Annotated in this window: 19 protein-coding genes; 12 read left to right on the top strand and 7 right to left on the bottom strand. The window is 58.4% G+C overall.

What is annotated here, in order from left to right:
* Positions 1-17 precede the first annotated feature (17 nt).
* Complete coding sequence (locus ACP7BS_RS15785; protein ID WP_426238872.1) at positions 18-1,058, bottom strand: Shedu immune nuclease family protein; 1,041 nt, start codon at positions 1,056-1,058, stop codon at positions 18-20.
* Positions 1,059-1,622: 564 nt separating this feature from the next.
* Between ACP7BS_RS15785 and ACP7BS_RS15780 the strand changes: the two genes are divergently transcribed.
* Positions 1,623-2,321, top strand: a complete 699-nt coding sequence (locus tag ACP7BS_RS15780) for a recombinase family protein (protein ID WP_426238871.1) — start codon at positions 1,623-1,625, stop codon at positions 2,319-2,321.
* Between the two features lie 881 nt (positions 2,322-3,202).
* Positions 3,203-3,604: a hypothetical protein gene (locus ACP7BS_RS15775; protein ID WP_426238870.1), complete on the top strand. Its 402-nt coding sequence runs from the start codon at positions 3,203-3,205 to the stop codon at positions 3,602-3,604.
* A gap of 394 nt (positions 3,605-3,998) precedes the next feature.
* On the opposite strand, the gene ACP7BS_RS15770 is transcribed toward ACP7BS_RS15775, so the two are convergent.
* Both ACP7BS_RS15770 and ACP7BS_RS15765 read right to left on the bottom strand, forming a co-directional pair.
* Positions 3,999-4,853, bottom strand: a complete 855-nt coding sequence (locus ACP7BS_RS15770) for an SIR2 family protein (protein ID WP_426238869.1) — start codon at positions 4,851-4,853, stop codon at positions 3,999-4,001.
* Positions 4,846-5,886: a ParA family protein gene (locus ACP7BS_RS15765; RefSeq protein WP_426238868.1), complete on the bottom strand. Its 1,041-nt coding sequence runs from the start codon at positions 5,884-5,886 to the stop codon at positions 4,846-4,848. Before ACP7BS_RS15765 ends, ACP7BS_RS15770 begins: the two co-directional genes overlap by 8 nt.
* Positions 5,887-6,522: 636 nt before the next feature.
* Here ACP7BS_RS15765 and ACP7BS_RS15760 point away from each other — a divergent pair.
* The 3 genes from ACP7BS_RS15760 to ACP7BS_RS15750 all read left to right on the top strand — a co-directional run bounded on the left by ACP7BS_RS15760 (position 6,523) and on the right by ACP7BS_RS15750 (position 9,208).
* On the top strand, positions 6,523-6,747 hold the full coding sequence (locus ACP7BS_RS15760; protein ID WP_426238867.1) for a hypothetical protein: 225 nt from the start codon (positions 6,523-6,525) through the stop codon (positions 6,745-6,747).
* Between the two features lie 264 nt (positions 6,748-7,011).
* A complete protein-coding gene (locus tag ACP7BS_RS15755; RefSeq protein WP_426238865.1) occupies positions 7,012-7,479 on the top strand; it encodes a GNAT family N-acetyltransferase in 468 nt (155 codons plus the stop codon).
* A 100-nt stretch (positions 7,480-7,579) separates the two neighbouring features.
* A complete protein-coding gene (locus ACP7BS_RS15750) occupies positions 7,580-9,208 on the top strand; it encodes an AMP-binding protein (RefSeq protein ID WP_426238864.1) in 1,629 nt (542 codons plus the stop codon).
* A gap of 24 nt (positions 9,209-9,232) precedes the next feature.
* Here ACP7BS_RS15750 and ACP7BS_RS15745 read toward each other — a convergent pair whose 3' ends face one another.
* The 3 genes from ACP7BS_RS15745 to secA all read right to left on the bottom strand — a co-directional run bounded on the left by ACP7BS_RS15745 (position 9,233) and on the right by secA (position 15,069).
* A complete protein-coding gene (locus ACP7BS_RS15745; protein WP_426229508.1) occupies positions 9,233-10,516 on the bottom strand; it encodes a GNAT family N-acetyltransferase in 1,284 nt (427 codons plus the stop codon).
* On the bottom strand, positions 10,513-11,907 hold the full coding sequence (locus ACP7BS_RS15740) for a lipopolysaccharide biosynthesis protein (protein ID WP_426239034.1): 1,395 nt from the start codon (positions 11,905-11,907) through the stop codon (positions 10,513-10,515). Before ACP7BS_RS15740 ends, ACP7BS_RS15745 begins: the two co-directional genes overlap by 4 nt.
* 450 nt (positions 11,908-12,357) lie before the next feature.
* Entirely contained in the window at positions 12,358-15,069 is a 2,712-nt protein-coding gene (gene secA / locus ACP7BS_RS15735; RefSeq protein WP_426238863.1) for a preprotein translocase subunit SecA, read from the bottom strand.
* 229 nt (positions 15,070-15,298) lie between these two features.
* On the opposite strand from secA, the gene ACP7BS_RS15730 reads away from it, so the two are divergent.
* The 6 genes from ACP7BS_RS15730 to ACP7BS_RS15705 all read left to right on the top strand — a co-directional run bounded on the left by ACP7BS_RS15730 (position 15,299) and on the right by ACP7BS_RS15705 (position 19,576).
* Positions 15,299-16,165, top strand: coding sequence for a peptidylprolyl isomerase (locus ACP7BS_RS15730; protein ID WP_426229504.1), 867 nt, complete (start codon positions 15,299-15,301; stop codon positions 16,163-16,165).
* Positions 16,166-16,309: 144 nt separating this feature from the next.
* The gene (gene argJ / locus ACP7BS_RS15725) at positions 16,310-17,551 is read left to right on the top strand and encodes a bifunctional glutamate N-acetyltransferase/amino-acid acetyltransferase ArgJ (protein ID WP_426238862.1); all 1,242 of its coding nucleotides are present in this window, start codon (positions 16,310-16,312) and stop codon (positions 17,549-17,551) included.
* A complete protein-coding gene (locus ACP7BS_RS15720; RefSeq protein WP_426238861.1) occupies positions 17,551-18,330 on the top strand; it encodes a GNAT family N-acetyltransferase in 780 nt (259 codons plus the stop codon). Before argJ ends, ACP7BS_RS15720 begins: the two co-directional genes overlap by 1 nt.
* 2 nt (positions 18,331-18,332) lie before the next feature.
* On the top strand, positions 18,333-18,746 hold the full coding sequence (gene mutT, locus ACP7BS_RS15715) for an 8-oxo-dGTP diphosphatase MutT (protein ID WP_426229501.1): 414 nt from the start codon (positions 18,333-18,335) through the stop codon (positions 18,744-18,746).
* Between the two features lie 193 nt (positions 18,747-18,939).
* Positions 18,940-19,260, top strand: a complete 321-nt coding sequence (locus ACP7BS_RS15710; RefSeq protein WP_426229500.1) for a hypothetical protein — start codon at positions 18,940-18,942, stop codon at positions 19,258-19,260.
* A 139-nt stretch (positions 19,261-19,399) separates the two neighbouring features.
* Positions 19,400-19,576, top strand: coding sequence for a Flp family type IVb pilin (locus ACP7BS_RS15705; RefSeq protein ID WP_426238860.1), 177 nt, complete (start codon positions 19,400-19,402; stop codon positions 19,574-19,576).
* A 15-nt stretch (positions 19,577-19,591) separates the two neighbouring features.
* On the opposite strand, the gene ACP7BS_RS15700 is transcribed toward ACP7BS_RS15705, so the two are convergent.
* Entirely contained in the window at positions 19,592-20,482 is an 891-nt protein-coding gene (locus tag ACP7BS_RS15700; RefSeq protein WP_426238859.1) for a methyltransferase domain-containing protein, read from the bottom strand.
* 68 nt (positions 20,483-20,550) lie between these two features.
* On the opposite strand from ACP7BS_RS15700, the gene ACP7BS_RS15695 reads away from it, so the two are divergent.
* A complete protein-coding gene (locus ACP7BS_RS15695) occupies positions 20,551-21,339 on the top strand; it encodes a ComF family protein (protein WP_426238858.1) in 789 nt (262 codons plus the stop codon).
* The last annotated feature ends 36 nt before the right edge of the window (positions 21,340-21,375 follow it).

The raw sequence follows: 21,375 nt of genomic DNA, 5'->3' as shown, positions 1-21,375 counted from the left end.
ACTTGTTATCCCTCAGCTTACACGGGCGCAGCTGTGTCAACGATAAACTTCGCCCTGTGGTACAGCTCATCAAACGTAATGATTTCCGGCTTGGCCGTGTTACGTCGAAACTGTTCGAAGGAGCGTACCTTCTCGATGTTGGGGCCATGTTCTTCGATAAGCTGGCCGAGGCTACCCACGACAAGAAACGACCGTGGCTCGATGGTGTGAACTTCTTCACCGGTAGGATTACCAAGGGCGTCGTACAGCTTTGTCTGGGTCTTCAAAGTTTCCATGGCTGCAGCGACCGTTGCTTGAACCTGCGACACCGCACCAGTTACCTCATTGTGCGGAGGCCAAACTCCTGGCCTGTAGGGAGTGGAACGCAGAAGCGGGGTGTCGGCATGTTTGATTTCGAGGAAGCAAAGCGAGCTGATCAAAGCTTGCGTCTTCATTACGCCATCGGCCCTTTTACCGTGTCCAGTGAGGTCGTAGCCACGAACGACTTGCTCCAACTTTCGGTCATCCAGCCCTGACAAGAACAGATAAGAAAGCCCATAGCCAAATATCCAGTGATTTTTCTCAAAAAACGATTGCCATACATTCTCAGGCTTACCGTGGTGAGCTTGGACTGCAGCCTCAAAGAAGCTCCTGTCATTGAGCATACGCTCAAAAATACTGAGCTGCTTTCGCCGATAACCAAGTGCTACGATGTCTTGTGTCGTAAGCTCGCTGCTCGCTATCGCCGCTGCACGTTCGGGGTTGTCCAAAATCATCTGCCGGATGTCTTGGAGGGCGGTAATTGGGTCGGGGTTGTGGCTATCGGTATCGCGAACTCTGAAGCTACGGGTTGTGGTAAACTCCAACTCCTTAGCACTCTTGATCACGTTCATTAATTCAGTTATCTCATTACCCACAAAACTAAAGTAAAAATTCTCAGATGCGCCGCCAACTCGGTTGTATTTTTGAATAGTTAGTACGTATACACCTCGGGTGTCTTCGAAGACTTTTGCGGTTATTTCGTAGCGTTCCTTGGGTGTCTTGCGAAGGACAACACTTCCGCGCTCTATGGCTTCCATAATGCCTCCCTGTGCTTCGATTATTTTTGACACATACCTTAGCGGGCGCTCGGGTGATATTCTGGGGCTGACATGCGTCCAACCGGTACTTCTGCTCCAGTAATATTGTTCATTGGACATTCGTTGCCTTGATTTGTGGGATGCCAACGCGGTTGCTCGTTTAGAGAACTACAACACATCCTCAGCGCTTCCCATAGGTGTACCCCAGTATTTCTTGTGCGGCGTTCGGCCAAATATTTGCTGACAAATTTCTCTCCGACCCAATCAGATAAGCGGCACAGGCTGGTTTCCCCCATGCCCCGTCCGATCTCTATTACAGAAGCTGGCGATTGCTCGGGGACAGCGCATTTCTTCTGCGCTACCTGAGGCGACATCAGGGTCTTCGACCTCAAGGGTGCTGAGATGGTGGTCAACGCGCCGGAAGGCTATGGCTACCTGTCCGTGCTGTAATTGGCGCGAACTGGGCCAAGTCAATCACTGAATTCATTGTTATTTACATTCACAACGTTCGTTGACATTAGATAATCGCCCTGTCATGCTCCTTCCAACGCAGGAGAGCAGACCGTGCAGCAATACGTCATCTACACCCGAGTTAGCACCGAGGATCAGGGCCGCAGCGGTCTCGGGCTGGAAGCTCAGGAGCGAGACATCGCCATCTTCCTCAACAGGTTCTCCGACATTCCATACGAGATCATTGGGAAGTTCCAAGACATTCAGTCGGGTAGTGATGCCGACCGACCAGAGTTGACCAAGGCGCTGGAGCTGGTGCGCCGGGCAGGAGCCGAACTGCTGATCGCTAAGCTGGACCGGCTGAGCCGCAAGATGTCGTTTATCGCCACGCTCATGGATGACAAGAAGGTCAAGCTTCGGGTCGCCCAGATGCCACAGGCCGACAAGTTCCAGCTTCACATCTACGCGGCATTGGCCGAGCAGGAGCGCACGTTCATCTCGGAGCGAACCAAGGCGGCACTCGCAGCGGCCAAGGTGCGCCATCAGACTGCACGGGCGGAAGACCCCGGCTATACCAAGCGTATCGGTGGTCTCCGCGACAAGACGATGAAGCGCAACGAAGCGATCCAAGTGAAGGCAGACACCGAAGCGGCCAAGGTCATGAAGATCATCGGCCCGTTGAGGGCGGCAGGGCAGACCCTGAGCGCAATTGCCGGGACGCTGGACAGCATGAACATCCCGACATCCCGAGGAGGCAAGTGGACGCCCACGCAGGTATCGAGGGTGCTGGAGCGGGGAACTGTGGTCGCATAGAGCCCCACACTATGATGCGGTAGCGCCCATGTGCAGCGTTCAGCGCAATCCGAGGGGAAGGGTGGCCCAAGCCGGGGAAGGCGCTCTATGGCCCTCTACGGCATCACAAGGCGGGGCCGGATCGGGGCAACAGTAGCAATTTCGTTTCTCGGTTTTGCCCCTCGTCCCGCTCACAAGGAAATGCCTCCATGACCTCCCCTTCTTCCACCACTGCCGCCTCCAGTTCACCGCAGCGCCCCACGGTTCTCCCCACCCGTTGCTTCGCGGTCACCTACGGCTCTTGGCTGCAGCCGTCAGTCGGTTGCGGGAGGCGTATCGATCACGTCTCGAATGACCTTACGGCTCCGGTCGAACGCCATGGACGGCAAATAGGGACAACAGTAGGTGGGCCCCGGTTTCACACTATAGTTATAACCATGGTGGACTGAGGTCTGGCTATGGCTTCCTGATCAGAGGGAGGGTGTTCACCTCTCCTCCCATGGACCATAGCAGTACTGCAGGTAACCACGGTCTGCACCTGCCTAAGAGCCTTGGGCTGAGACTGTGGTCCTCTCTCGCAGGTGATCACCGTGGAACTCACGCGAGAGACTTCTGCGGTCCCGACCAAGGCTCCGAGCCGGGACGAAGAGGATCAGCGATCCCTCCAGACAATGAACAGCCCAAGGCAGACCGCAGCCGCACCACGGTCTATCACCCTGGACGATTATGACAGCTGGTCTCCGCCGCTCCGGCTAGGTGAGTTGAACCCGTGTAGCACCTGTGTCGACCGCAGACGCGCTTCAGTCAAACCCGGCAACAATCTCCAGTCAGACCCGCAGCGCCGATAAATCGCGTCCGCCGCATCACTAAGAATGCCGGTCTGAACGCAGTGGCTGGCTGTCGTGCCCGACCAACCAACTTCACCCATCATCACCACCAATCCTGAATTGATCCCAGCGGTCACCACCGCCATTTACACCGTCGAATTGATCGGCTCCTATACAGCCCGTCACGTCGGAAGCGGCCTCACGGTCGATCTCACTTCCCAAAGAAACCGCAGTACCACCAAGGGGCCACTATCGCCTTTGTGCCGGATGCTGCTGGACCTTGGTCACGACCCGAGCGGCAAGGTTCACGTCATCCGAAGGGCTCTCGACAGAGATGGACATATCCCCGTCTTCAAACGCGACCGGACACTCAAGACTTGGGCCGGTGCCGATTGTGTCGAAAGCGAAACGCGGTCAGTCCGCATCGTCAAACATCGCCCATTCTCTGGTACGGTCGAAGCGCTTCATGAGCGTTAGCGTATAGCGTGGCTCTGGGTAGCTCGGGCAAAACAAACGCGCTCCTTGGGGAGGCCGGTGATCCGCCGCTGGCTTCCCAATGGACCGTTCCCACAACGCCCTTACCCGCAGGTCATCTGTTTGTTTCGCTTGGTTCGGGGGGCATCAGTGTTTTTTGGCTGAGCGCCCTATACAGCCCGGACGACTATGTAGAAGGTAGAGCGCCTAATCGGGAGGGCGCCCAAGCCTGTATTCGCCCGTCTCCCGCCATCAGGCGCCTATCCGCGCCGCTTTGAATGTACAATAGATACATCGGGACAAACATCTGGCGTCTCCGCCAACTGACTTTCTTTGGGAAATTGCTATTACCGAGCAGCCCGCCTTCCGCTGAGTAGAGGGCGTAGGATCGGGCTTGCTACGCTATCCCAGTGCTGCTGCGGTGAGCCAAGACCTGCTCAGCTAGGTCTGATATTGCACTGGGCACAACAGCATGGTTTCCGGCAGGGTATTCGACAATCTCCACGTTGTAGGTATTTTTCATAACCTCTTTTAAGGCAGTGTGCTCGGGCTTTTGCATGAGCGCATAGTGAGGATGTTGGGCGCCGTTAAAGAGATTGACATTTTCCAGAATTAACTGGATGTCTGGATCGCTCAAAGAATATCCGACAAACACTACAGTGTGAACTGTTACCAGTGCTGTTATTGTCTGAAATAGACCTTGGTTTTTCTGCCTAATCGCGAAATATGACTGTCTATCAAGTACTATATTATCTTGTTCTGTAATGCAGCCGTGCATTTTAACGATAGATCTCACGGGTGACCTAAGGTCATTTAAAAGATTGCTGCCGCCGCTTGGTCTAGCAATATTATGAATTGCCTGGCCGCCACTGTAGTGCTCAAAGTTCTTCTCAAGGAATTCATCGTAATTTGTTGTTATAACCGTCTTTGGATCCATTTGGAGCAAGCTCTCGTAGATTGGATTATACGGTACAGGGCGCGGCTGAAAGGTTGCTCTTAAGATAGCATTGATCTGTGGCTTTGTGCATCCCGCTGTTATGATCTGCGCCGCGTCCAGCATTCGCTGTTTGTCCACCATTTTCTTGACCAGCGCCTGATCGACCCTCTTCGGAAGCGAGGCCGCAAGTGACATGAGAAGCGCACTCCACGTAGGGAACTCGGGTCTTGCGATCTTAGAAAAGCCTGCTCCTACAAAGAATACGACCCTTCTCTCAGCAATTTCCTGGACAAGGCTTCCATCCCATTTAAACATTCCAGACGATCCGCTTGTTTATTTCGCCAGCAAGGCTGCCTACTATGTCCCGATACGTCGCAGCTTGATTAAATTGACTGCCGACCAAACCATCTTTTGACTTCAAGTCAATTATTGGAGCGTTGACGCTTTGTGCCAAAGGGATGAGGCTATAAAGGTTCGGCACATCACCCAAGTGAGGATCAATTGCTGCGTTGACGCTACCAAATGGTGAAAGATAGGTACTCACCTCATTTGGAACGTCCATGAGGATGCGCTCATAAGCCTTGGTTGGTCGTCGTTCGCCAGCTTTCGCTTTGGCGATGTATTGCTGTAGCGTGTATCCTAGAAAGCCACTGTCAATCGATAGATCACGGGGAATGCTAAACCGATCGAGGACCCCGGGATTTAGACGTTCCGTCTGCTCAAGACCGATTTTGTAATAGTCCACCCACTGTGAAATCCACCTAGCGATGTTGCGGATACCTAGCAGACTGAAAGCGTCTGCTCCCAGCGGTGCGACAAAGTGATCACAGCTCAAGAGGACTGACCGGTTCAATGAACCCAACGATGGGCTAACATCTAGGAATGCAATGTCGTATTTGGGGGCAAGTGATTGCAGATACATCCGCAGCCAATTCGTCACGCGAAATCCACCAGCATTGCCGCCCGGCAACTCTGTCCAAGCCGCTGAGAGTTTGTCTTCTACAAGTGAGAAACGTGGATGACCGGCCACGAGATCTACACCAAAGCGGTTACCCTTGCTGCTTATAGGCTTCACAGATCTGTTTACCGACGCGTCACCGTCGATAATCGGCTGTACTACATCCAAGATAGTCTTCACCGCAGTTTCATCTTTGGATGAGTTACCGGGCCAATAGAGGTCGATTGCCTTACTATCTCCAATTATAAATTGGGTAATGTTGCATTGGGGGTCGCAGTCCACGACCAACACTCGTCGGTTCATTGCCAAGGCGAAATAAGCTGCGATGTTTGCAGTCAACGTCGTTTTCCCGACCCCACCCTTGTTATTGAAAAACGAGATTACTTTCATGAGCTACTGCCTCCTGGCTTTGAATGGGTTGTATTGGTCAAACTCGACGTTTGTCAAATAGCTACTACCTAAGGTTCTAGTGGCGCGCGCCCGGGAACACATCTTTCTATTGACGGGTCGCGATTGGTTCGGTGAGCGCCTTTCAAAGGCGAAGTGAGTTGACCGAGGCGTCGTCAGCAACTGTCTCGGAAACGTATGAGGTGGACTGGGGATTGGTGTCTGCACTAGTACACTTTTCAGAGAAGTTTGGTACATTGGTTTATTCTAAGGCTGGAGAGGGCAAGAGCTTAAATTATTGATTTACCATGGTTAAACCCACGTTCGGCATTTTCGATATGATGGCGGCGTTCCGGCACGGGGCACCACTTCAATTTTCCCATCAGAATTGCATAGGTTCCGAATCGCCCCGCTGAGCGGGTCGGCGGTTTGCGCGCGATACGCAACTTGCTTAATCGAAACACAACTATCCGGCGTGCACATCGTGGATATCGCAGCCGGTCTGCTCCAAATTCGAACAGGTCGAAAAGAGGATTAACCGCCCCATTGCATGGCGATTGCAAAATTCTGCGGCGATGCCCAGTCTGGAACACATCAATCCCCCATCGGCACACTTTGCCTGCAACCATGGAGTCGAGCATGTCCCAGTCTGCTACGTCCTGCGCCATTTTCGATGATGTCGATGCGTTGTCCGGCGCCCTGTTTTCGTGGTGCGCTGAACGTGGTGTCCGCCTGCGCAGCCAGGAGGGCGTCAGTGCCGCCGGTGCCGTCATCGACCTGTTCTTTGCGGGATATCGAACGCAGGACGAACTTCTTGACGCTTTGAACGAACACCACAGCCGCGAAGTCGTCTTCGCGTCCTGATGCGGCGTAGTGTTTCGAATTGAATGCGGCAACAGGAGTGGTGGTGAAAACCTCGGCAGGCTGTAAGTGAGCCGTTTCCCGCCAAAAATGCGTATCCGAGGCACATCTGCAAACGGAACATAGTGGTTATAGCAGGCGTCGAGAGGTTTGCTGTGCAAATTTCATTGTCGCGATTTTATCGATGCAAGCCGCCGAGCGGCTTTTCAGCACTATCGGGGGAAGGCGGATTTTGGTGTAATGACTGCTCTGCGCAGAGGAGTTTCAGTGGCAGTTTTCATTCGAGCGGCACATGACGAGGACAGGATTACCCTCGGAGCACTTAAGCTGCGGTCTTCGCTGGCTTGGGGAGACCATATTGAAGAGTTGCAAGCGCTTGCAGAAGCGAACGAGGTTTGTGTCGAGCACATGCCACATGCCATTATTGCGGAGGTCGATGGGGAGATCGTCGGCTTCGTAACTGTTGTTTTTAACGAGAGCGCCATGCAGGCCGAACTGGAGGATCTGTTTGTTGCACCGGAAGTGTGGCGAATGGGGATCGGTAGACAGCTACTCGCGCAGGCTGAGTGTCGTGCCGCAGAACTCGGGGCACGATCATTATATGTCGTCGCTGGCGAGCGGGCCAGACCATTCTACGAAGCTTTGGGATACCGGTTTGCTGGGACGGTCGCGACGGATTTCGCTCCGGCAGCCGAATTGATCAAGAATCTGCCGCAAGACCGCAGTAACGCATAAGCCGAGTTCTAACCGAGATGATACCCCGCGAGGGGCTCAGTTGAATTTCATGATCCAGAAGTGTTAGGTGCGCTGCAGCGAAATTTCTTGCGGCGGGCACATGCTTCCGATCAGCGATACCTATGACAATCTCCGCCGCGACTTCCGCTGGCAGATTCCGGAAAAATTCAATATCGGCACCGCCGTCAGCGATGACTGGGCGGCGCGCGAGCCGGATCGGATCTGCCTGCAGCATTTCAGCCCCGATGGTGCGCATCTATCGCTGACCTACGGGGCTTTTTCGGCGCAATCCTCCTCCTTTGCAAAGGGGCTTCTGCAGCAGGGCGTCAGGCCTGGAGACCGCGTGGCGATCCTTCTGCCGCAGAGTTTCGAGACGGCCATCGCTCATGCTGCAATCTACAAGCTTGGCGCCATCGCCTTGCCGCTGGCGCTGCTGTTTGGTGTCGAGGCGCTTGAATACCGGCTGCGCGATGCGGGGGCCGTGGCCATTGTCACCAACCGTTTCGGCAATGAGAAGATTGCAGCGATCCGTCAGCAGCTGCCGGATTTGAAGGCCATCGTTCTGGTCGATGGCGACGGGCCGGATACGGTCGGTTTTGCAGCCCTTGCGCAAATGTCCGCGCCGAATTTTACCGCTGCCGATACGACGCCGGATGATCCGGCGATGATGATCTACACGTCGGGCACGACGGGTCCGCCGAAGGGCGCGCTGCATGGGCATCGGGTTCTGCTCGGCCATATCCCCGGCTTCCAGTTCCATCACGCTTTCCTGCCGCAGCCGTGCGACCGGATGTGGACGCCGGCCGACTGGGCCTGGGCTGGTGGGCTTTTGAATGCACTTTTACCGTCGCTGCTGCTTGGTGTTCCGGTGGTGTCCTCGCCCGGTCAAAAATTCGATCCGCATATGGCTTTCCGCATTCTGGAGGAGATGGACGTGCGCAACGCCTTCATCCCGCCGACAGCATTGCGGTTGATGAAATCGGTCGACAATCCGCGTGCGCTCTACAGGCTCAACCTGCGCACCATCGGCTCGGCCGGCGAATCGCTTGGGCGCGAAACCTGGGAACAGGCCAGTGCGGCCTTCGGCGTTCCGGTCAACGAGTTCTACGGCCAGACCGAGTGCAACATCGTCCTGTCGTCCGCAGCCAATCTCGGGGTGCTGAAGCCGGGCTCGATGGGCAAGCCGGCGCCCGGTCATGACGTTGCAATCATCGATGGCGAGGGGAGGGTGCTTCCGGTCGGCGCCGTCGGACAGGTCGCCGTGCGCCGGCCCGATCCGGTGATGTTTCTCGGCTACTGGAACAATGACGCAGCGACAGCGGCAAAATTCATCGGCGACTGGATGACGACGGGGGATCAGGGCGTTCAGGATGAAGAGGGTTACATCACCTTCTTCGGCCGCGACGACGACGTCATCACCTCATCCGGCTACCGGATCGGTCCGGGCGAGATCGAGGACTGTCTGGCAGGCCATCCGGCGGTGCAGCTTGCCGCTGCCATCGGCAAGCCGGACCCGGTGCGCACCGAGATCGTCAAGGCCTATGTGGTACTGAGGCCGGGCCATGCGGCAAGCGCCGAGCTTGCCGCCGATATCCGCGATTGGGTCAAGACGCGGCTGTCGATGCACGAATACCCGCGCGAGATCGAATTTCTCGACAGCCTGCCGCTCACCACCTCCGGCAAGGTCATCCGCCGCATCCTGCGCGACAGGGCGATGGCAGAGGGGTGATCTCTTACAGGGATCGCCTCCGGCCTATCGCAGGACGCGGGGTGCCAGCGACCGGATTTTTTCACGCAGCAGCCGCGCCATGTTGCGGGTGTTGCGGTAGAGGTGGAGCTGGGCCGCCACCTGCCGCACGTCGCGGTCGCGGTTCTGCTTGAGACCGATCACCAGCGTGCCCATCTCCTCGCGTTCCTCCCAGAACCGGCTCATCACCGGATGATCGGGAACCGCGCAACTGTCGGAACGCACGATGTTGGCGTCGTCGAGATGCCATTCGGTCAATTCGGCCAGCAGCAACTTTCCCGGCGAATATTTGGCATATTGCTCGTCATAGGCCGTTTTCCAGGTATAGGCCTCGCCCGCCATCATGAAGACGATCATCGACGCGATCGCCGTGCCGTCGAGATCGAGCGTGTGGATGCGCACGCTGTCGGCTTCGGCGAGATTGGTGATGGCTTCGCGGGCAAAGGCGGCGCGATAGCGGTCGAGCACCATCGCCGTGGAGGCCCGGCCTTTCCAGCCGCTCGCTTCCAGCGCCAAAAACTCCTCCATCCGAACGCGGATGTCGGCCGGTTGACGGGCGACGTTGTAGGAGACACGGCCAACCCCCTCCAGCAGCTTCCACTGCCGGCGCAGTTCGCGCAGGTGCCCCGCGCTGATGGCGTGGCGCAGATAGGTCTGGCCGTCTTCAAGGCTTTCCAGCATCGGCCGGCTGAACGTGTCGGTGACCGTCAGCGGCAGATTGCGGCCAATGGCGACGGCGCGGGCCAGCTGGGCGAACTTGCCCTTGAGGCGAATATCGGGAAGCACGAGAACGCCGGGCAGGTTCGCTGTCGGGGCGGTGAGCGCCTCGTAGAGATTGTCGATGGTTTCGGCCGCGTCCTCGGCATCGAGCAAGGGCACGCCGAGCGGCCCGAACGGATTGGACCAGGCGCGGATGATCGGCGCTCCGATCGAAAATCCGGGCTTCTCGATCGAAAACGGCATCAGGAAGCGGATGCGGCTGCGGCGTGCGTCCGTGTCGCGGATCAGTGCCAGGCGGATGATGCGGTCTTCCAGACGCGGCATGGCCGGTGCCAGAAAACGGCCGGTGAAGAAAACGTTCGGCTCCATCGCCCGGTTGGAGAGGAAGTCCAGCTCGGTCTGCAACTCATAGCCCTGGCGTGCCGGATAAAAGCACAGCTGACGGCCGGGACGGCCGATGGCGATGGTGTTGTCGGCGATGGGCTGATCGGGCACCGGCTGCACGAGGCCGCCGAGAATGCGTGCCGACCGGCTGTTGGCGTCGTCTGGAAAATGGGGATTGCCGGTCATGAGCGGGGCGCCTCTGCTTTGATGGTTCGGGCATGCGGGTCGGCAAAAGCGAAGAGAACGATGCCGAAGGTGCGACGGACAGCGACATGAAGGAGAATGGCCTCGACGAACATGGCGCCGGCCGTGGCGATCGCCGCACCGGTCAACCCAAACATCGGGATCATCGTGACGTTGAGCGCCAGATTGCAGACAAGGGCCACGGCATAGAGCGCGACGCAGAGTTTTTGCTGGCCGGCCATGGTGAGAAAGGCTTCCGCCGGGCCGACCAGGGCCTTTGCCATGATGCCGGCAAACAGGATGGCCATCAGCGGATAGCCGGAAACGAAGGCCGGGCCGAACAGCGAGAGCAGGAACGAGCCACAGGCAAGGAGCATCAGGCCGACGGCCAGCGACGGCCAGAACGACCATTTGGCGCTTTCAATGGCTATAATGGCCAGTTGCTGGCGGTCTGGGTTGGCCATGGCAGCGGAAAAGCGGGGCGATGCGGCGGCTTTGACCGAGAACATCACGAAATGCACCAGAGCCATGGTCTTGGCGGCGGCGAAATAGATCGCGACGCTGGCCGGATCGAGATAGAGGCCGACGATGACGACGTCGGAATTGGTCAGCATGAAGCCAAAACCCTCGATCAGGAAGATCGGCAGCGCGACCCGCAACCATGTGCCGAATTCGATGCGGCTTGGGCCTTTGACGTAGCGCCGGCGCAGGCGCCAGGTCAGGATGAAGAACTGGCTGACGCTGGTCAGATAGGTGGCGGCCATCGCCGCGATCATCGCGGTGCGGGCAGTATGCGGTTCGCCGCTCGTCACCGCTAGCATCATGAAACCGAGGATCAGCAAGGGCCGGACGATATAAGTCGGGCTCATTGCCGAAACGGCCCAGCTATGGGCCCGTGACGTGCCTTCCATCACGTCGCCGAGCGCGATCATCGGCAGTGAGAAGACGCCGAGATACAGGGGTACGAGATAGTAGCTTTCGATATGTTCGCCGAACAGCCAGAGGCCGCCGATCCCGAGGATTGCAAAGCCGGTCGCCGACATGAGCGCGAAGATGCGCACCGTGGTTGTCATCCCGCGGATTTCGGCAAACGCCTCGCGGGCGCGATATTGCGGCAGAAAGCGGATGATGGCGGTGTGAAAGCCGAGGCAGGAGAGGTTGCCGAACAGGACCACCAGCACCCAGACAAAAACGAAGATGCCGTATTCGAACTCGCCCATGGCGCGGGCAAGGATGATTTGCGACACGAAGGCTATGGCGGCGCTGGCGACACGGATGGCAAAGGCGACAAGCGCCATGCGCTGGGCAAGGTGTTTGGGATCGTTGCTCGTCAGTATGGGAATGAGCTTTTCAAGCAGCGTCGATAGCCGGTCCCTTACTGCGGGCGGCAAAATTCGACCAGCGGTTTGACAGGCTGCGATGAACACTGAAATACCCAAAACTACGCAAAACAGGCTGCCAGTCTTGACAGAACAGCGTTAACAAAGGGTGCAGCAAGGGGCCACGTGCCTGCGGTTTCGCCTAGCCTCAGGCGGCTGACATCATGAAATCTTATGCTATTATCGGTTGCATTCGGTGGCAGAAGCAGCGCACGTAAAACCAGCTTGCGATACCGCGAAGATGGGCTTCACGGCTGTGGCAACGGCCTTGCTGTCGAATCTGGAGGTGATCTATGTGGCAAAAACCATTTAGCATCACGCTTATGAAGCGAAAAACCCGGACGGGCTGGTCACTAGCTGTCCGGGTCAATTTCACAAAATAAGCAAATCGGCAGGCGGGAGTGCAATCTCGCCTGCCACTTCAGAAATAAGCGATATCGCTTATAAAATCAAGTTTTCGATGCTTTATGCTTCAAACGTACCGTGGCAGTGCTTGTATTTCTTGCCGGATCCGCAGGGGCAGGCCTCGTTGCGGGAAACCTTGCCCCAGCTCGATGGATCCTGCGGATTGCGGTTTTCCGGCTCGACGAAGTTCAGGTTGACGCTTTCGGCGAAGTCATCGATGCCGGTGTCGGGGTCGATATGATGACCGACCATTTCCGGCGGCACGGGCTGCGGCGCTTCTGCAGCTTCCCGCACCAGTTCGACGCGCATCAGTTGTGCGGTCACGGCCTGGCGAAGGTTTGCCAGCAGGGCCTGGAACAGCTCGAAGGCTTCCGACTTGTATTCCTGCAGCGGATCGCGCTGGGCGTAGCCGCGGAAGCCGATGACGGAACGCAGGTGATCGAGGTTGACGATATGCTCGCGCCAGAGATGGTCGAGTGTCTGCAGAACCACGGAGCGCTCGACATAGAGCATGATATCCGGGCCAAAGCGTTCGGCACGATCGGCTGCGGCTTTGTCGGCTTCCGCCGTAATGCGCTCGCGGATATCGTTTTCGTCGATGCCTTCCTCGGCCGCCCATTCGATGATCGGCAGGTCGAGGTTGAGCGAGTTCTGCACGTCGGTCTTCAGGCCAACGGCATCCCACTGTTCGGCATAGGCTTTTTCCGGGATACGCTTGGTAACGATATCCTCGATGACCTCATGGCGCATATCGGCGACGGTTTCGGAAATGTCCGTCGCATCCATCATCTCGATGCGCTGCTCGAAGATGACCTTGCGCTGATCGTTCAGAACGTCGTCGTATTTCAGGAGGTTTTTACGCGTATCGAAGTTGCGGGCTTCGACCTTCTTCTGGGCGCGTTCCAGCGCCTTGTTGATCCACGGATGGACGATGGCCTCGCCTTCCTTCAGACCGAGCTTCTGCAGCATCGAATCCATGCGGTCGGAACCGAAGATGCGCATCAGGTCGTCCTGCAGCGACAGGAAGAATTTCGAGCGGCCGGGGTCGCCCTGACGGCCGGAGCGGCCGCGCAACTGATTGTCGATGCGGCGGCTTTCGTGACGTTCTGTCGCCAGAACGTAGAGGCCACCGGCAGCCAGCGCGATGTCCTTCAGGCGCTGAACTTCAACCTTGATTGCGGCTTCCTTCTCGTCGCGCTCGGGGCCATGTTCCATTTCGCCGAGTTCGCGCTCGACGCGCATTTCAAGGTTGCCGCCGAGCTGGATGTCGGTACCACGGCCGGCCATGTTGGTGGCGATCGTCACGGCACCCGGCACGCCTGCCTGCGAAACGATGTAGGCTTCCTGCTCGTGATAACGGGCGTTCAAAACCTGGAAATTGGTAAAGCCGGCCTTCTTCAGCATTTCGGCCAGAAGTTCGGATTTTTCGATCGAGGTCGTGCCGACCAGAACCGGCTGCTGGCGATCCTGTGATTCCTTGATTTCGGCGATGATCGCCTTGTATTTCTCTTCGACCGTCCGGTAGACTTCGTCGTCCTCGTCGATACGCTTGATCGGCAGGTTGGTCGGCACTTCCACGACTTCAAGACCGTAGATGTTGCCGAATTCCTCGGCCTCCGTCGAAGCCGTACCGGTCATGCCGCCGAGCTTTGAGTACATGCGGAAATAGTTCTGGAAGGTGACCGATGCCAGCGTCTGGTTTTCCGGCTGGATGGTGACCTTTTCCTTGGCTTCAAGCGCCTGGTGCTGGCCTTCCGAATAACGGCGGCCCGGCATCATGCGGCCAGTGAATTCGTCGATGATGACGATCTCGTCGTTGCGGACGATGTAGTCCTTGTCCTTCTGGAAAAGCTTGTGGGCCTTCAATGCGTTGTTGACGTGATGGACGATCGCGACGTTCTCGACGTCGTAGAGTGTTTCGCCCTTCAGAAGGTTGGCTTCGCGCAGCAGGTTTTCCAGCTTTTCGGTGCCGTCTTCGGAGAAATTGGCCGAGCGCTGCTTTTCGTCGATCTCGTAGTCCTCCGGCGACAGAAGCGGAATGAACTTGTCGATCGTGTTGTAGAGATCTGAGCGGTCGTCGAGCGGACCGGAAATGATCAGCGGCGTGCGTGCTTCATCGACGAGGATCGAGTCGACTTCGTCGACGATCGCGAAGAAGTGGCCGCGCTGGACCATCTGGTTGCGCTCGTACTTCATGTTGTCGCGGAGATAATCGAAGCCGAGTTCGTTGTTGGTCGCGTAGGTAACGTCGCAGGCATAGGCGGCGCGGCGCTGGTCGTCGGTCAGGCCGTGGACGATAACGCCCGTCGTCAGTCCGAGGAACGAATAGATCCGGTTCATCGTCGCCGAGTCGCGGGTGGCGAGGTAATCGTTGACCGTGACGACGTGAACGCCCTTGCCGGCAATTGCGTTGAGGTAGACCGGCAGCGTTGCCACCAGCGTCTTGCCTTCGCCGGTCTTCATTTCGGCGATCGATTTTTCGTGCAGGATGATCCCGCCGATCAGCTGGACGTCAAAAGGCCGCAGGCCAAGTGTGCGGCGCGCGGCTTCGCGGGCAACGGCGAAAGCAGGCACCAGGAGATCATCGAGCGTCTTGCCGTCGGCGAACTGCTGGCGGAACTCGACGGTCTTGGCGGCCAGCGCTTCATCGGAAAGCGCTTTGGTTTCAGCTTCGAGCGCATTGATCGCATCGACCTTGGCTTTGTAGCCACGCACACGGCGGTCATTCGATGAGCCGAAGATTTTGCGGGCGAGGCCGCCGAGACTGACCATAAGAATGGTCCTTTCTTCTATGTCGCCAACGCGGTCAATTTCCGCGAAATACTATGAAACGCCCGGAACTGTTCTGGACGCGAGGTTGCGTGACAGATAAGAGGGGGGTCGAATTATGTCAACGGAGTTGAGGCACGCCAAGGCTACAGAACGGCCACAATCTGATGATGTGGAACGTTTCAGGCCGGCCGTGACCGCGGTTTCGGATACCATCGTGGAAGGTATGAGGATGTTGAAATACAAAATGCTTGCGGCTGTTGCCCTGATCGCTGTCATGGCCGCCCAAGGCCCGGTAGCGGCACAGGATGCCGCCGATCCGGTCATCGCCAAGGTCGGCGGCGCGGAAATCCACCAGTCGGAGCTTGATTACGCCCTGACCGGTCTTGACCCGCAGCTGGCCCAGCTGCCGGAAGATCAGAAGCGCGCCGCAGCCCTTTCCGGTCTGATCGACGTCAAGCTTCTGGCCAAGGATGCCGACAAGGAAGGCCTGCAGAATGATGCGGATTTCAAGAAGCGTCTCGCCTACCTGACCGACCGCGAATTGCACAATGCCTTCTTCAAGAAGCACGTTGTCGATGCGGTCAAGCCGGAAGAGGTCAAGGCCCGCTACGACGTGGAAATCGCCAAGATCCCTGCGCAGGAAGAAGCCAAGGCCCGCCATATCCTGGTGAAGACCGAGGAAGAAGCCAAGGCGATCATCAAGGATCTGGATGCGGGTAAGGACTTCGCAACCATCGCCAAGGAAAAGTCGACGGACCCGAACAAGGCTGACGGCGGCGATCTCGGCTATTTCACCAAGGATCGCATGGTTCCGGAATTCTCGGAAGCCGCTTTCAAGCTCGAAAAGGGCAAGTACACGGAAGTGCCGGTGAAGACCCAGTTCGGCTTCCACGTCATTCTGCTCGAAGACAAGCGCATGCAGCCGCCGCCGCCGTTTGAACAGGTCGAGCCGCAGGTCAAGCAGCTGGTCATGCGCGACAAGTACATCGAGCTTCTGGCTGCGGCCAAGAAGGATGCCGGCGTCGATATCACCGACCCGGCCCTGAAGAAGGCCTATGACGAGGCGAACAAGGCGGAAGCCGCAACCGCCAACTGATGAGATCGAGCGTGACCGTTCGTCTTCGGCCGGTCACGCCTTTCTGATATACAGTGAACGACACAGGTCCCGGAGGCGTCAGGCTCTTCGGGATTTCGTTTGTGGGCCCGCAGGCCGGGCCATCATCGCTAAACAGGGTTGATCATGTCCGGTTCCGTTTCCCCGCTTGCTCCGAAATCCTTCGCCGACATGCCGCCCGTTCGTGGCGTCCGCATGGCAACCGCCTCAGCCGGCATCAAGTACAAGAACCGTACCGACGTGCTGCTGATGGTTTTCGATGAACCTGCCGCTGTCGCCGGCGTCTTTACCAAATCGCGTTGCCCGTCGGCTCCCGTCGATTTCTGCCGCCAGAACCTGGGGGGCGGCGTAGCCCGTGCCGTGGTCGTCAATTCCGGCAATGCCAATGCCTTCACCGGCAAAAAGGGCAGGGCTGCGACCGAGCTGACGGCGAAGTCGGCTTCAGAAGCGGTTGGATGCTCGACCGGGGAGGTGTTTCTTGCCTCGACCGGTGTCATCGGCGAGCCGCTTGACGCAACAAAGTTTGCCGGTGTTCTCAGCGACATGACCATGCAGGCAACCGGCGATTTCTGGTTCGAGGCCGCCAAGGCGATCATGACCACCGACACCTATCCGAAAGTTTCAACCCGCACCGCCGAGATCGGCGGCGTCGCCATCACCATCAACGGCATCGCCAAGGGCGCCGGCATGATCGCGCCCGATATGGCGACAATGCTGTCCTTTGTCGTCACCGATGCGGATATCGCGCCGGAAGCCCTGCAGGTTCTGTTGTCGGACGGCACAGGCCCGACCTTCAACTCTGTTACCGTCGACAGCGATACCTCGACCTCCGACACGCTGATGCTGTTTGCCACCGGTGCTGCCGGCAAGGACGGCCAGACGAAGATCGTCAGCCCAACGGATCCGGCGCTGGATGGTTTCCGTGCGGCGTTGAACGATCTCCTGCGCGATCTGGCATTGCAGGTGGTCCGCGACGGTGAAGGCGCCCGCAAGATGGTTGCCGTCACCGTCGAAGGCGCCGAAAGCGACGCTGCTGCCAAGCGCATAGGCCTGTCGATTGCCAATTCGCCGCTGGTGAAGACAGCGGTTGCCGGCGAGGACGCCAACTGGGGCCGCGTGGTCATGGCTGTCGGCAAGGCTGGCGAATTGGCCGATCGTGACCGGCTGGCGATCTGGTTCGGCGACGTGCGCGTTGCCGTCGATGGCGAGCGCGATCCGACCTATTCGGAGGCCGCTGCATCGGCCGTAATGAAGGAAGAAGACATCACTATTCGTGTCGAGATGGGTCTCGGGTCCGGCAAGGCGACCGTCTATACCTGCGATCTGACCAAGGAATATATCGAGATCAACGGCGACTACCGGAGCTGATGGCAGTGCAGGACACGATTTCGAAAGCCGATCTGCCGAACGTGCGCCGCTTGGAGGCCGTCGGTTTTCGCGCCTGGCCTGCGGCTTCGGTGCAGTATGACGGCAGCTGGTTGATCCGCCTGACGGCGGGCCATGATTCCAAACGGCTGAATTCGGTCAATCCGCTCGATCCCTCCGACAGCCGCGATATCGGAATCAGGCTTCTAAAGGCTGCCAAGCGCTTTTCCGACTATGGAAGGCCGCTGACCGTTCGCCAGACGCCGCTGACCCCGCCGCCGCTGATTGCCTATATGGACGAGCATCGCTGGCCGGTATTCTCCGAGGCCATCGTGATGATGGCAGATATTCCGCCGAACGATACGAAGGAAGCCATCGAGCATCTGCCGTTGCGCGATGTCGGCCGTTTCGTCGACGCCCGGCTGCAGATTTGTGGCGAAAGCAGCCAGGACAAGGCGGGTCTCACCGAAGTCATCAACGCGATCAAGCCGGAATGCGGGCTGTTTCTGTTCGAGGCGCAGGACGAGGGACCGATCGCAGTGTCGCTTGCCGTTCATGACAATGATCTTGCAGGGATTTTGCAGGTGGCGGTCTCCGAGAGCGTTCGGCGGCAGGGCGTCGGCAGCGCCATCGTCAATGCGTCGCTGCGCTGGGCCCGTCTGCGTGGCGCCCGCACGGCCTGGCTTTCGGTCGAGAGCGACAATGACGCCGCGATCGCGCTCTATCGCAAGTTCGGCTTCAGGGATGTCTACCGGTATGCCTACCGGCGCGAAGGGGTATGACCATGGACGTTGCCGGCCGAAAGATTCTTCTGGTCGCCGCCTGCGCTCTGGTCGATAGCGACGGCCGGATCCTTCTTGCCCAGCGGCCTGAGGGCAAGTCGCTGGCGGGGCTATGGGAATTTCCCGGCGGCAAGGTCGAGCCTGGGGAGACGCCGGAAGAAACGTTGATCCGCGAACTGGACGAGGAGCTGGGAGTTCGCACCAAGGTCGCGTGCCTGGCGCCTTTGACATTTGCCAGCCACACCTATGAGGATTTTCACCTGCTGATGCCGCTCTATGTCTGCCGGCGCTACGAGGGCGTCGCCTATGGCCGCGAAGGCCAGGCGGTGAAATGGGTTCGCCCCAAGGCCCTGCGTGATTATCCGATGCCGCCCGCAGACGAGCCGCTTATCCCCTACTTAATGGATTTGCTCTGATCTAATCCTCAAAATTTCTGTTTTATTAATCGAACATTTATCACCCTCCCGCAAAATCAGCCTCGAGTAAGTGCCGGTGTCTATTGGTTTGGGGATGATTCCCGTAGCCGATACCGGTTTTTATAGGCGTCGACATGGTGAAGTGGTCCGTGAGCCGGCTTCAGGGAAACGCACGTATTCGAAGAGGCAGACGATGGTCGATGACGATTTTTGGAGAACGGTTCAGGACAAGGATCTGGTGACGACCCAGAGCCGCCGGACCGGTGCGCTTAATCTGTCGCTGCTGTTCGGTACGGCCGTCATCGCGCTGACACTGATTTTGACGCCGATGTTGACGTCGAAGACTGACAACAAGGTGCTGGCCGACGCGCCGATCGACTACGATAATATTCAGACCGGCTCGATCCCGAGCAGCCCGCCGGCCAAGCGCTATACCGTGCGCCGCAGCGTGCTGCAGGAAATGCCGGGCGCCGTCTGCATTATTGACGGCGATGGAAGCAAAAGCGGCTGCTGACGCCCTCGGGGCCGGGACTGTCCCGGCATTCCTGTTCGTTGCCAGTCGTGGTCGGAACCGACCGATGACGAGGGTGCATATCGGTGCTTTTCGGGTGAGATCGCCTGTTGGGGCATGCGCAGGACAGGCTGGGGAGCCCATGACGACACTGATCCGGTTTATGAAGGACCAATCCGCAGCGACGGCCGTCGAATACGGTCTGCTGGCCACCTTGATTTCGATCGGCATGATCGTCGGGCTAGGGGCATTCTCGGATTCACTGCTGGCTGTTTTTCAGACGATTACCAACGCCATTATCGGCGCCGGCGCCGTCTAAGGCCGACACGCATTCTTATTGTCCATCCTTCAACGGCAGTTCCCGCGTGCTCAGCGCATCGGACAGCCGTTGTTTCGCCGAGCCCGGTTTCAGCGGTTTCTGCTGGCTTTCGTGCGGTGCCCATCCGGAAATATAGATAATTGAAAACGTCGCCCGGATGCGGCCGTCAGGGTCGCCAAAACGCTCGGCGTAGATTTCGGCGGCACGCACGAAAAAGCGGCGGGTCAGCGGTTTGCGGCTGCGGGCTGCGAGCGGATTGGTCATGCCCATCGACCGCAGGTCTTTCAACAGCGAAAACAGCGACGCGTAACGCACCGTATAGCTTTCGGTATCGGCAACCGGCAGGCTGAAGCCGGCACGTTGTAGCAGCGCGCCGATATCGCGGACGTCGGCAAAGGGGATGACACGCGGGCTGGCGCCGCCGGTCAATTCGCTTTCGGCGGCAAGAAGAACCTCGCGCAATTCCTGCAAGGTGCCGGAGCCGGGAATGGCGGCGAGGAACAGGCCATCGGGTTTCAGCGCACGGCGCACCTGGATGAACACGCCGGGCGTATCGTTGGTCAGGTGCAGCGACAGCGGCGAGACGATCAGGTTTGCCGATTCCGCTGCAAGCGGCACCGTCTCCAGTGACGCGGCGGAGACTTTTTCATTTGCGGCGGCAAAAGCGGCATCCGTTTCGACCCGCTCGATTTCGGTGACCTTGCCGGTATTGGCGATGTAGCGGGCCGTCAGTCCGGTATAACCGTGCAGTTCGATGGCCTTGTCGAAATGCCGTTCGACCACGCTCAGGCGTTCGGACAGCTCTTGGGCGGCAATCTCCAGCAGGAATTGCGCCTTTGGATCGCCGTTGCGAAAGGCGCGCTTGCGCCGGGCCTCGATGAGCGTCTGGTCGAAAACGATATCCATGGCTTGGCTTTCCTGATCGCTCGAAAATCTGATCGCAATGAAACCCGGCTCGCCGTAATGTCAACCTCATGGGGGACGAAGAGGCGGAAAATCCGGGGTGGCGGCTGGCCAATAGCTTGCGTGGAGGTTTGCGCGGGCTGTGGTCTGCTGCGGTGGATGCGGTCTATCCGCCGGTCTGTGCCGGTTGCGGCCGCATGACCGGGCGGCATCGCGGTGTCTGTGCCGCGTGCTGGGCGACGCTGCGGCTGATCGAGCGGCCCTATTGCGAGGTTCTGGGCCTGCCGTTTTCGCATGATCTGGGGGCTGGCATCCTGTCGGCCGATGCCATTGCCAATCCGCCGGTATTCGACCGGCTGCGCTCCGTCGCCATCCATGACGGCATTGCCAAGTCGCTTGTCCACGGCCTGAAATACCGCGACCGCACCGATCTGGCCGTGATGATGGCGGAATGGATGATAAGGGCCAGCGACGGCACAGTTGCGGCCTGCGATGTGGTCGTTCCGGTGCCGCTGCACGCTTTTCGCCTCTGGAGCCGCAAGTTCAACCAGTCCGCCGAGCTTGCCCGGGCGATTGCCCATAGCTCGGGTAAACCTTTTCTGGCCGCCGCGCTGATCCGCAACAGATGCACCGCCCAGCAGGTGGGGCTGGGCGTCAGCCAGCGGCAGGAGAATGTGCGCGGCGCCTTCTCGGTGACCGGGACCGGCAGGGCGGCGCTGTTCGGCAAGCGGGTCGTTCTGGTCGACGATGTCTATACCACAGGGGCGATGGTATCGGCTGCCACAAGGGCGCTGAAGAAGGCGGGGGCGGCGGATGTCACCGTTTTGACCTTTGCAAGAGCCGTGTCCGGTCTTATATGACACGGTATGTGATGCTGGCGCAGGGCCGGCGAAGGA

The sequence above is a fragment of the Pararhizobium sp. DWP1-1-3 genome, assembly GCF_049896125.1.
GTDB lineage: Bacteria > Pseudomonadota > Alphaproteobacteria > Rhizobiales > Rhizobiaceae > Pararhizobium.
The sequence above is the reverse complement of the archived record's forward strand: the minus strand, read 5'-3'. Positions and strand labels throughout refer to the sequence as shown.